Origin of the sequence: Nostoc sp. FACHB-133, from assembly GCF_014698055.1 — a bacterium.
Taxonomy (GTDB): Bacteria; Cyanobacteriota; Cyanobacteriia; order Cyanobacteriales; family Nostocaceae; genus Nostoc.
On sequence record NZ_JACJSH010000015.1, the window covers coordinates 19,021 to 30,273 of the forward strand.

Annotated in this window: 11 protein-coding genes; 5 read left to right on the forward strand and 6 right to left on the reverse strand. The window is 42.7% G+C overall.

Annotated features, from left to right (window positions below):
- Position 1: 1 nt before the first annotated feature.
- Entirely contained in the window at positions 2-631 is a 630-nt protein-coding gene (locus H6G86_RS14175) for an RNA polymerase sigma factor sigma-70 region 4 domain-containing protein (RefSeq protein ID WP_190934866.1), read from the reverse strand.
- A 197-nt stretch (positions 632-828) separates the two neighbouring features.
- On the opposite strand from H6G86_RS14175, the gene H6G86_RS14180 reads away from it, so the two are divergent.
- Positions 829-1,425, forward strand: coding sequence for a hypothetical protein (locus H6G86_RS14180; RefSeq protein ID WP_012411481.1), 597 nt, complete (start codon positions 829-831; stop codon positions 1,423-1,425).
- 231 nt (positions 1,426-1,656) lie between these two features.
- Here the strand turns inward: H6G86_RS14180 and lysS are convergent, their stop codons facing one another.
- From lysS to H6G86_RS14195, 3 genes are all read right to left on the reverse strand, one after another.
- Positions 1,657-3,342, reverse strand: a complete 1,686-nt coding sequence (lysS, locus tag H6G86_RS14185) for a lysine--tRNA ligase (protein ID WP_190934867.1) — start codon at positions 3,340-3,342, stop codon at positions 1,657-1,659.
- Positions 3,343-3,648: 306 nt separating this feature from the next.
- Positions 3,649-4,074, reverse strand: a complete 426-nt coding sequence (locus tag H6G86_RS14190; protein ID WP_190934868.1) for a hypothetical protein — start codon at positions 4,072-4,074, stop codon at positions 3,649-3,651.
- Between the two features lie 195 nt (positions 4,075-4,269).
- Positions 4,270-5,241 carry a M48 family metallopeptidase gene (locus H6G86_RS14195; protein WP_190934869.1) on the reverse strand — a complete coding sequence of 324 codons (972 nt, stop codon included), beginning with the start codon at positions 5,239-5,241 and terminating at the stop codon, positions 4,270-4,272.
- Positions 5,242-5,428: 187 nt separating this feature from the next.
- On the opposite strand from H6G86_RS14195, the gene H6G86_RS14200 reads away from it, so the two are divergent.
- On the forward strand, positions 5,429-6,997 hold the full coding sequence (locus H6G86_RS14200) for an ATP-dependent DNA helicase (protein WP_190934870.1): 1,569 nt from the start codon (positions 5,429-5,431) through the stop codon (positions 6,995-6,997).
- 112 nt (positions 6,998-7,109) lie between these two features.
- The gene (locus H6G86_RS14205; RefSeq protein ID WP_190934871.1) at positions 7,110-7,325 is read left to right on the forward strand and encodes a DUF2839 domain-containing protein; all 216 of its coding nucleotides are present in this window, start codon (positions 7,110-7,112) and stop codon (positions 7,323-7,325) included.
- A 483-nt stretch (positions 7,326-7,808) separates the two neighbouring features.
- On the opposite strand, the gene H6G86_RS14210 is transcribed toward H6G86_RS14205, so the two are convergent.
- Entirely contained in the window at positions 7,809-8,861 is a 1,053-nt protein-coding gene (locus tag H6G86_RS14210; protein WP_190934872.1) for a glycerate kinase, read from the reverse strand.
- Between the two features lie 122 nt (positions 8,862-8,983).
- Positions 8,984-9,316 (reverse strand): DUF565 domain-containing protein, encoded by a 333-nt coding sequence (locus H6G86_RS14215; protein WP_114081443.1) that lies wholly within the window; start codon positions 9,314-9,316, stop codon positions 8,984-8,986.
- A gap of 552 nt (positions 9,317-9,868) precedes the next feature.
- On the opposite strand from H6G86_RS14215, the gene H6G86_RS14220 reads away from it, so the two are divergent.
- Positions 9,869-10,492, forward strand: a complete 624-nt coding sequence (locus H6G86_RS14220) for a hypothetical protein (RefSeq protein WP_190934873.1) — start codon at positions 9,869-9,871, stop codon at positions 10,490-10,492.
- A 434-nt stretch (positions 10,493-10,926) separates the two neighbouring features.
- Positions 10,927-11,172 carry a photosystem I iron-sulfur center protein PsaC gene (gene psaC, locus H6G86_RS14225; protein WP_012411495.1) on the forward strand — a complete coding sequence of 82 codons (246 nt, stop codon included), beginning with the start codon at positions 10,927-10,929 and terminating at the stop codon, positions 11,170-11,172.
- Positions 11,173-11,253: the final 81 nt, after the last annotated feature.

Consider the following 11,253-nt stretch of genomic DNA (forward strand, 5'->3'; position numbering starts at 1 on the left):
GCTAGGATTGAGCTAAATCTTCCCCAAAGTATATGGCGCGGATATCTGTGGGTAATTTGTCCTCTAGCATACGATAGCCTTCCTGAAGAAAATTGGCTACTTCGTTGGGAGCGATCGCTTCTCCTTCGGCTTGCAGATAGGCAGCGATTCTTGTTTCGCTCCAGTGGAAAGTTTGAGACATTAACACGATTAATCGTAAAACAGGGGGTAGTTGGTCTAATGCCTGTTGTACATAGCACCATAGCGGTGGTGAAGTCGCTTGCAGAGAATAATGAATTGCTTCTGTGGGTGGTAGCTTAATTTCGTTAATACAGAAAGCTGTCATATTAATTAACCAATTTTGCATGGTTAAGGCTGGCTCACCTGATTCAGGGCTGGTTAAATTTAGTCCACCGAGTTCGTAATAGATATGCCGCCAGGTGAGGGCAAACAGATAATCTGCTTGCACAGGCGATCGCGCCGAATGCCGAATTAAGGTATACACTATGGGGCTATAGCGGCAAAAAATCACCGTAAAATACTTTCCAGCATCTGGATGGCGCTGAAACAAAGTCAGTAGTTCATGGTCACTGTGATGAAATAGCGACTTTACCAGAGGATGATTAGCTTCAGGAAAATGAGGAATTTGCACAAGTCTTTGAGTTGATAGTTGTTAAAATAATTTTGGGAATTGCACTCCCGTAGTTAATCGCATAATATCTTGGTGTTGCCCAGTTTGTAGCCGAGACTCAGACAACTTGAGTTATTGATAAACTAGAAACAAGGACTTAATTTTAGTCTTAATCGACAATTATAAAATCGCTTCCCCTATAGAATCTTTATTTGTTCATGGTTATAGCAGTTAGTGTGATGTCGTTTCTCCTCAGCCCCCTTACTTTAGGCTCCTTTTTGCCTTCCTTACCTTTAGATAGCCTGTTTTCCACCCAAGGCATTATGGTAATGCTGCTAGCAGCTTACGCTGGTGCGATGTGGATGTTCCTCACCAGTGCCCCAAAAGTACACACTGTCATGGTGTCAGATTTGGAGATTGCCCGACAGTTGTATGAAGGGCTGCTAGATTTGCCAGCAGCTGAGGTGCCCTTGCACTATTACTACAACTACGAACAAACTATAGGCGCAACTGGGATTGATCCGCTATACATGTCTACAGGGCCGAGTTTGTCAAGCAAAATGATGAATAATGCTACCGAAGGGCTGTGGTATCAATTGAAGAAAAACACCCAGCTACACGTTATTACTGGTGCGAGTTTAGGTAGCAAAAATCAGCAACGCCACGTTTGTTTTGACCACGACTGCTTGGAAATGATTTTAATGCGAGTCGAAACGCGCGGTTTGAAATTCAAGATTCGTAACCAGAAGCCCCTAAACTTTTTGGTCAAAGACTATGAAGGGCGCGTGATTGAGGTGGCTGAGGTAGCGAATTAGTCATTATAAGATTATTTGAGATTGTGTGGTGCGTAGCTTGTCCTCGTAGGCATCGCACCACACAATATTTTTTTGGCTAGGCATAAACAAATTAAAGGGCGCACAAATAAATGTGCGCCACTATGATGGGATGTTTTTTACTTAACACCGCGAGAAGGCTACCACTGTAACGGTACTTTGTCCCCTGTGGAAACGCTTCGCGAACAGTAGCGAGATATAGTACTTACTAACTCAACTCAACTGTTCAAACTTAAATTTTCCTTTAATAAGCTTGTTAAAGTATTGACCTTTGGATGGGGCATTGTCTAATTCATCTTTGACACTGGGAGGGACTTTGAAATACTCGTAAACACTTCCACTATCAAATTCAATAGTCAGTGTTTGAGTTGTTGGCTCATAGCTAAATTGCTTAATAACACTGCCTTCAGGCTTCAGTAGAGGGAAGGCGATCGCATCCCGAATACTAGCACAATCAGTTAACAACATTACCAACCGATCAATCCCAATCCCTAAACCACCTGTAGGCGGCATACCGTATTCAAGGGCTGTCAAAAAGTCTTCATCTACACCTTGGGCTTCTAAGTCGCCAGCAGCTTTTCTTTCAGCTTGGGCTTCTAGGCGTTCTCTTTGATCGATGGGATCTGTAAGTTCTGAGAAGCTGTTTCCAGTTTCTCGCCCGACGATAAATAACTCAAATCTTTCCACCAAACCAGGTTGAGAACGATGGGGTTTTGCTAAGGGCGAAATTTCTACTGGGTAATCAATTACAAAGGTAGGTTGAATTAAATTAGCTTCTACTTTCTCTTCAAAAGCTAAATTTAGTAACTTTCCAATTGATTTGGCATCATCTATACCAGGAATACCAGCATTTTTACTCGCTGTTTTTGCTTCTTCCAAGGTTTGAAAAGAGTTGAAATCTAAGCCTGTAAATTCTTTAACTAAATCGTGCATTGTCACTCGCCGCCAAGGTGGTGTTAAATCTATAGGTTCCCCTTGGTAGGTAATTTGCAGCGTACCGAGTACGTCTTGGGCGACAGTGGTAATAATTCCCTCAGTCAGCGCCATCATATCGTTATAGTCGGCGTAGGCTTGGTAAACTTCAATCGTCGTGAATTCGGGATTATGTCGAGTCGAAATTCCCTCATTACGGAAAACCCGCCCCAATTCAAACACCTTTTCAAAACCACCGACAATCAACCGCTTGAGATGAAGTTCTGTGGCAATTCGCAGATACAACTCCATTTCTAAGGTGTTGTGGTAAGTGATAAATGGACGTGCATCTGCACCCCCAGTCTCACTTTGCAAAACTGGCGTTTCAATTTCCAGAAAATCTCGTTCTTCTAAATAACGGCGAATACCGGCAGTAATTTGGGCGCGACGGCGGAAAGTTTGCCGCACTTCCGGGTTAACAATCAAGTCAACGTAGCGCTGACGGTAGCGCTTGGCAACATCCGTTAATCCATGCCACTTGTCGGGTAGGGGCAACAGGGATTTAGTCAGGATAGTATATTGTTTAACGTAGACAGATAACTCGCCCTTTTCAGTCCGTTTAATAGTACCTTTAACTCCCAGGATGTCGCCTGCATCTGTGAGTTGTTTTAAGTGATTGAAGGCATCAGCATCAATATCTGCCATGCTTTCTTGGATGCGATTTTTATCCAAATAAAGCTGAATTGTGCCAGTTTCATCTTGCAAGGTGAAGAAAGCCAGTTTACCGAAAACGCGACGCGCCATAATGCGTCCTGCGATCGCAACTTCTAAATCAATTTCTTCACCACTGGCTAAATCAGCAAACTTTTCTTGCAACTGCGCTGCATGATGAGTAGATTCCCAACGATAGGCGTAGGGATTAGTCCCTAGCTGCTTGAGTTGTTCTACTTTCTCCAGCCTTGCGGCCCGGATATCTTCTTCCGACATGGTAACGAACTAAATAGGGCAAGATTAATTATAGATGCTGCAAAAGTTGAGAGGAAGAGATATTTGTCCTAGAGGGCACGTGCGTAAGCGTAGCCCAACCCAGGCATAATGATACAAACTAGAGTCCGCCTGTGGACTGTAAACGAATATCACCGGAGTATCAAAAGTTTTAGATCGCTCTAAATGCCCTGATAAATTGGGGACTTTGATTCTGGTTTCCCCCTCTTTTTAAGGGGGTTAGGGGGGATCTAAAGTGCCTAAAGTCACAATGAGATACTTTTCAAACACCCTCTAAAAATAAAACCTTTATTTCTGTACGATTTTTAGCGAATGTCTAGATAAAATAGCCTTCATTTTCAAGTTAGTAAATTGGACGATCGCCTTGACTAAATCTTGCTGTTCTGGTTGTAAATTTAGCTTTACTAGGGCTTGATTCATATTATTACCAGCCCGGAGATTGCGATTAAGTTGGGCGCGTTGTGATGTGTTTAAAACTGCCTCAATTTCTCTGTTTCTTCTTTGACGCACAGCCTGGAGTTCTTGGCTTTGTAAGGGAGTCAGATTAATATCCGACAAGGTGGAGTAACTTGCAGTTTTGGTAATTTGGGCGAAAATGACTCCAGAAGTAGTATGGAGTTGAACCGGTGTAGCTAAGGCAATTCCCGGCATGGAAAGGACAAGAGCTAGAATAGTAGCGAACACAGAAAGCCGTTTTGTCAAGTGAATTGCCATATTGATAAATGCCTACATCTAAATTTAATGCTCAGATATAGTTAAGCAATTTTCAAGTTTTTAATTTTGAATATTGAATTTATCCTACCCCAAAGAGTGCGTTAACGTGGTATAATCAATATTTTTCATCAATATTAAGTAGGCTAGGCACTATTTACTAATACCAGTGCCCGCCCTACGGTGATTGCTCCTTAATTACGAATTAGTATCAGGTCTTCTCATTCTGTTGATTTCCCGTCGTAATTCCTCAATTTGACGGCGCAAATTATCTGTTTCATTTGGGGAAGATTCTGCTGCAACATTTACTGAGCCAGAAGCAGGCGATCGCTGATAATTTCCTTGGCGAATTTGCTGGTATTCTTCGGATACTGCCCACGCCCGTAAGTAATGCAGGCGTTCAACTGGGAAAGGATGACTCAACATCGTACCCTGAGCGCCGTTGTAAATCAAAAATTTATATATCTGATTCAGTCCATCTTCATCCAGTGCCTGATAATTTTCTGACTGCTTGATAAATTCTTGTAAACTACATTCATTGGCATATTTGTGGCTACCGCCAGAGAGTTTCATCATGGTTGACATTACCGGATTCAAGTCATCCATTACCAGCAGTGCGGCGCGATCTGACGATAACTCGGCTTTGCGCCGCCACTCAAAAAAGGCGTAAATCAAGCCTTGTGTTACAAGATTACCGAGGCCAAAGGTCAATTCGCCCAAGGCAGAAGCAGCACTCATCGCCCACATCGCCATTTGAATTAAAATAGTATGACCACATTTAATATGCCCCAGTTCATGGGCTAGCACCGCCCGAATCTCAGCTTCGTCTAGTAAGTCTAGTATCCCTGTATTTATGACTATGTAAGGATTCTCTTGCCCCAGTGCATAGCTATTTGCTTGGGGATCTTGCGAGACAAACAGCGCGGGTTCTGGGTAAATGTCCAAATCTCGGACGCATTCCCGAAACATCTGGTAAATAGTGGAATACTGACGCGGCCCGACTTGGATGGTGTTACCCATTAGATAGACTAATTGAGGGCGTTCGTAGATAAATTCCACAAATTTACGAGCGATTAAATCAAATCCCGGTAAATTTCGTAAAGCTTGCTCGGCTTGGCGATCTAGTGGATGCCTGAAGGCTTCGCTGGAAATTCCTGTGTAAGTTGGCATAATTTAGAGAATTGGGAATTGGGAATTGGGAATTGGGAATTGGTCATTGGTCATTGGTCATTGGTCATTAGCAAAGGATAAAGGACAACTGACAAATGACAAAGAACAAAGGACAAATGACAAATGACAAGATAATAGAAATGGGGCAATTGGAAGTAAAAATCACTTTGTATGGAATTAAAAGCGTGTGATTGAGGCAGAAGTTCATTTGTCACTACATAACTTTTTGCGATCGCAAGCGGGGTTCCCTTCCTGGCCCCATCATTTGACGATGGCACGGTTGGTAGCACGCGCCTTGCGCCTGGGACGTAGTGCCCTAATTCAAGTAGGAGCGGTTTGTGGCTATCAAGGGCGGTATCGCACTAGTTTTGTAGCATCAGCCCTAATGTGGCACGGCCCTGTAATTATTGTTGCTCAAGAACCAGTGCAGCAACTTCTGCTGCGGATAGAAATTCCCCGTCTACAGCAGTGGCTACCAGCCAATAAATCAATTAGAACAGGTGACGCTTGGCCTGATGCTGAGTTCCAAGGGCTACTGTTAACCTCTCCAGAAGCTTGGTTAAGAGGACAATTTGCTGGTGGCGATCGCTTTCCCGAAGGCATCCCTACAATTATTGATGGGGTAGACGATCTCGAAGATTGGGTGCGCGATCAACTTACCCAAGATATTCAACCCCATGATTGGGACGAACTCATGTTGGCTTGTCCAAATCAAGCTGAGGCAATTAGCGAAGCACGGATACAGCTGACACACGAACTTTTTCAGCATCCTGTTAATCCATATCAGTGCTATCTAATTTCCCAGCCAGAAATAGATATTTTAAGCCGTCTCTATTTAGCTTTAGAGTCAGTACAATCACTGCCAGAACCCTGGAAACAATTCTGGAAACAATTTCAAACCCTTGATGAAAATCTTTCCCCCCCTGCCTCCCCTGCTCCCCCTCCTCTCTTCTGGGCGACTATAGCCCATAGACAAGGTTTATTTTCTTTGCACTATGCCCCAATGGAATTAAGAGAAATCCTCTTACCCTTATGGCAGCGACAACCAGTAGTTTTGATTGGCAGCGCTATAGAACCGGAAACTGAGGCTCCTCTTTTCCGACAGCGCCTTGGTTTGGAAGATTTAACTTGCCTGAAATTCTCCTCGGAGAGTCAAGCAGAAGCAATTCAACTGTATGTACCCTATAAATTGCCCTTACCTAACACGCCAGAATTTCAAGCGGCATTTATTCACAAAGTCCGCACACTGGTTTGTCTAAGTGCTACAGCACCAGGATTAACGGTTGTCTTGGTGGGAGATGTACCACTCAAATCTCAAGTGGCGACAATTCTGGCATCAGAGTTTGGTTCACGAGTGCAGGTAGAAAAAACTTGTTTAGATGAAAATGGTATTTTGATTAGCGGTTGGGAATTTTGGCGAGAACATCAGCGAGTCTTACCAGCACCCCATTTGTTAATTATTGCTACTTTACCTTTACCATCTTTAGAAAATCCGCTAGTCGCTGGTAGGGTAGCTCTTTATAAGCGATCGCATCAAGATTGGTTTCGTTTATATTTATTGCCAGCAGCCTTGAATGAATTACAAAGAGCGATCGCGCCAGTCCGAGAAAGTCAAGGCATTGTTGCTTTACTTGATAGTCGTGTAGTTAATCGTAGCTACGGCGCTCAAATTCTTACTGCCTTAAGTCCTCTGGCACGTATTAACTATCTCGACCCAAGTTTGTTTGCTAATACCGATGAGGAAAATTCTGCTTAAAGTCATTCTCATGCCCCATTTCCCATTCCCCATTCCCCATTCCCCAATTGTCTATAGCCATAATTCCTGGCAAGATAAATTTAGAACCTAAGTAAAATTTGAGTTGCTGATTATGGGTGAAGCAAAGCGTCGTAAAACCACACACGGAGAAACATACGGTCAAGAGACTCGCATCTTGTCTTGGGTTCCCATCACAAAAACTCAAGCTGAACAATTTGTCAGTTGGACAACTCGCGGTGCCTGGATAGGTATTGGTCTTATGGTTGTAGGATGGGCAACTATCCGTTTTATAGGCCCAGCTTTCGGTTGGTGGCAAGTAGTCTCATAATTCGTAATTCGTAATTCGTAATTCGTAATTCGTAATTCGTAATTCGTAATTCGTAATTCGTAATTAAGTTTTGCATTAGCGAGTCCGTGAGCGTCTGGGGATTTTAACTCCACGGCAAAACTTGTCGCGCAATATAAGTGAGGGACTTAGACCCCTCAAAAATGTTAAAAGAGAGCCAAGCGCGGTTTTTCCTAAAGAGAGAGGCTAGCGCCAAGGCAATACTTGTCGGGTTTTGGGGAATGGGGTTGCGGGAAAGGGGAAAGAAAAAACCTTTAACCTTTACCCTTTAACCTTTTCCCAAAACCCAATTTCGAGTTAAAAATGCAAAAACCGAGCAGTATTGAGCGCCAATGGGTCTTCCCCGCCGCAGGATGGGCCTTCACAAAGCGTTTCGCAGAGAAGCGCTTAGTGGAGCAACTGACATTAGAGGTGCAATAACTTTGGCAATCATAACTATTACCCACCGGACATGATTGCTACGAATTACGAATTAGACCGATCGCAATAAACTTCACCAAAGCTATGATCGGCATGGATCTCAATCACTAGATCAACTGCTGTTGCATCTTTTACCAAGGGCTTGATAAATAATTCCGGGTGAAGCGATCGCCAAAAATAATTGACAAATTGTTCTATCTCTGCATTGCTCATCCCCGACTTACCCGCAGCGATCATTTGCTGTTCTGCCTGTTTGCGCCACTCCAAAGAACAGCGATAATCGGTTGGATATAGCAAAATTAAGCTGTCCAATCGATCCCACAGTGGTAAATAATCGTGGAGACGAAGATTCATATCACGAGCAAATGCTCTATCTTCATTTGTGACAATTGGCGGTGGTGCAGTATCAAATACATCTGCATTAATTGGTCGTACACCCACAAACCAACCTTCAAATAGTACAATATCTATACCTGTAACCATTTCTGAATTAGTGCGATCGCCAGCGCCTTTGTATGCAGATTTATCAAAGCGGGGAACCATAACTGAACTTTGCGACTGACGAATGCGATCTAGTACATCTAAGCCTAAATCTACATCGTGGGTTCCTGGTGGGCCGCGCCAAATCAACCGGGGATCTTGCTGTGTTAAGACCAAGCGATCGCTGTAAGTTTTATATAAGTCATCCAAAGATAAACTCAGAGTCTGGTATCCCAACTGATTCAAAATCAAACTGAGAACTTTAGACATTGTAGTTTTGCCAGTGCCTTGTCCTCCTAATATTCCTTGAATCAGAGGGCGTTCCAACTGTTGGCGCTGCGATGCTAGTTTGATCCCCAAAGGCAGCCACAAGTCCCACAATACTTGTAACATTTTCTTGGGTTCGATTTGGAGGGTAGTTTGGCAGAATTGGCTAAAAGCTGGGAAGACAGATTTTAGTAAATGCGATCGAAAAGCGATCGCTTCATCGACATTTTCCGGCGTGATCCCAAAAGCTTTTGCCCTTAACCTATCTGCTAGTGCTGCTTCTCTTGCTTGCTGCTGCCAAGTTTCAGTTACAGTTTCTGAAATTAAAATTTCACCCAGCCACAAACTCATAATTTCCCCTTATGCCCCTCTGTCCCCCTGCCCCCTGCCCCCTGCTCCCCTGCTCCTCTGCTCCTCTGCCCCTCTGCTCCTCTGCCCCTCTGCTCCTCTGCTCCTCTGCCCCCTCCCTATTCTCACGATCCCAGCTTAAAGGCTTCGAGAAACAGGCTGTAGGTGAAACCAACTTTGAGGAGATTTAGTGAGTCTACAAAGAGCGATCGCTTGCTAAAAAAGCTCTGACTGTAAAATATCCTACTGGTAACTTCCGTTAACACTACTAAAAAACCAGCTACCACAATATCTAATTCTGCCCGTTGACCAGCTGTAGTGGAAACTGCGTTTCCCAGAAAAAAACCAAACAAAAAACTAATTATCAGCAACGATAATCGCCGCCAAGGATTTAAAAACCATTGCCCCAAGCGTGTAGCAATGGCATCCAACAAGTTATTCAGACGAGTGTTTTGCATCAGATAGACTTCTGGGAAAAAGTCAAGATATCTTGAAATATCTTTATATTATTAAAGAATATATTGGTTGTAGCCTAAGCTTATTTGTTAATATTATAGATATATGCTGGGTTTCCAGCGTTAATTGAAATTTCCACATTCTATTATCTTTAAGGAAGCACAAGCGCTTTCAAGGCTGCTTGTTCTAACCCAAGATGAAATATATTTATCATCTGGGCTGGCAAAAGACACTTTGTTGTCTCTGCTAGTATTTTCACGATATTTTTATTTTTCTATACAAATACATTGGCTGGTTCAGTATCGAATTTTATTGTTTTTATCCAAGCCTACGGTCAATACACAAAGCAATTAGTGTCTGTAACTGTTGTTTTTCAGTCATCACTGAAATAATTTCCTCCAAATATTTTCTAATCAGAATGATACTTATAATACATTGATGTGCATAATCTGAATAAAATATATCTTAAGCTACTTTTCATAATTGTCTTTCGTGATAATAGGCTACTATTTGGTCAAGCCTAGACAAAATATTTATTTCTAAAAACTATCAATATGAAATCTTTAGTGTATCGTAACGTCGGTGTTACAGCTTGTTGCTTGGGACTGCTTGTTGCTCTGGTGGGATGCTTTGGAGTGAGTGTATCCTTTGAGTCCGCAAACCCAGATACATCTTCACAACTGCCAAGTGAAACTCAAGAGTGGGAGACAACTTCCTCTAAACCTGTTTCATCTGAAAAAGGTATTTCCGTTAATCTATCTACTCCAAGCAATAAAGTAGAACATAGTAGTAAAGAGAATACTTATCCTGTCTTAGCAGAGCGTGATAAATCAGCAAACGTTGCTAAGAATCAAGGGACTTTGCGGATGAGTAATCAAACAAATCAACCTGTACGCCTGGCTCTACTGGCGCGACAGTCGGTAGCAAAAGGCTCTGGTACTAAACAGGCTAACTATGATGTACCAGCACATTGGGATTTTGCTCCTCAAGAAGGTAGTGAGAAGGGACTGGTTCTATCCCTACCTCAGAATAATTTAAAGCTGGAGAAGGGAGATATTTTAGTTGCCTTCGCACAAGATGGCTCCCGTCGTTATTGGGGCCCCTATGTTGTTGGTGAAACTCAATTACCTAAATGGAATTCTCAAAACAGAGAATGGCAACTAGTACTTAGTCCATAATCTATAGCAATCAGAATTGAATTTTCTGTTTGAAAATGCGCTTATTAAGAGTTATGAAAAACTACAACCTGTAGGAGCAATTTATGTATTGCCCTACGTAAATCAAGCACGGCTTCAAATAGAATCGGTATTAGGATTGCTAAATAGTTATCATAGATAACTTCTGCATTTAGCCTTGTAGATTGACTTTTGTTTCATTTATTTTTACTATTAAACCCCATTATGGTATAGGGCTAGAGTAAATACGCTCATCTGATGTTGCTAATAAATAGAGCAATAGGGGCAATCTCGGAAAAACGACTTATTAAGCGTGCTCATTACATTGTTTGAAGTTATGTAGCCTTTTGATTACGGCCTATCAAACACTGCGGTAAACTATGCGTTGATTATGATTCTTTCGCAGAGAAGAACACTCGAAAGGAGCGGTTTTTTCAATGTCTCACACCGTAAAAATCTACGATACCTGCATTGGCTGCACCCAATGCGTCCGCGCTTGCCCTACTGATGTACTTGAGATGGTTCCTTGGGATGGCTGTAAAGCTGCTCAAATTGCCTCTTCACCCCGTACAGAAGACTGTGTGGGCTGTAAGCGCTGCGAAACCGCTTGTCCCACCGACTTTTTGAGCATCCGGGTTTACCTGGGCGCTGAAACAACTCGCAGTATGGGTCTGGCTTACTAAAAAGCTGGTGCCGAGTGCTGAGTGCTGAGACAAAAAGAAGTAAATCAAAAAAGCTAATTTCTTGATTCTTCACTCAGAACT

What these genes read in the sequence shown, in the direction of transcription:
- H6G86_RS14180 (WP_012411481.1), top strand. Translation starts at nt 829, where the DNA reads ATGGTTATAGCAGTTAGTGTGATGTCGTTTCTCCTCAGCCCCCTTACT.
- H6G86_RS14195 (WP_190934869.1), bottom strand. Translation starts at nt 5,241, where the DNA reads ATGCCAACTTACACAGGAATTTCCAGCGAAGCCTTCAGGCATCCACTA.
- H6G86_RS14220 (WP_190934873.1), top strand. Translation starts at nt 9,869, where the DNA reads ATGAAATCTTTAGTGTATCGTAACGTCGGTGTTACAGCTTGTTGCTTG.
- H6G86_RS14215 (WP_114081443.1), bottom strand. Translation starts at nt 9,316, where the DNA reads ATGCAAAACACTCGTCTGAATAACTTGTTGGATGCCATTGCTACACGC.
- H6G86_RS14210 (WP_190934872.1), bottom strand. Translation starts at nt 8,861, where the DNA reads ATGAGTTTGTGGCTGGGTGAAATTTTAATTTCAGAAACTGTAACTGAA.
- psaC (WP_012411495.1), top strand. Translation starts at nt 10,927, where the DNA reads ATGTCTCACACCGTAAAAATCTACGATACCTGCATTGGCTGCACCCAA.
- H6G86_RS14205 (WP_190934871.1), top strand. Translation starts at nt 7,110, where the DNA reads ATGGGTGAAGCAAAGCGTCGTAAAACCACACACGGAGAAACATACGGT.
- H6G86_RS14190 (WP_190934868.1), bottom strand. Translation starts at nt 4,074, where the DNA reads ATGGCAATTCACTTGACAAAACGGCTTTCTGTGTTCGCTACTATTCTA.
- lysS (WP_190934867.1), bottom strand. Translation starts at nt 3,342, where the DNA reads ATGTCGGAAGAAGATATCCGGGCCGCAAGGCTGGAGAAAGTAGAACAA.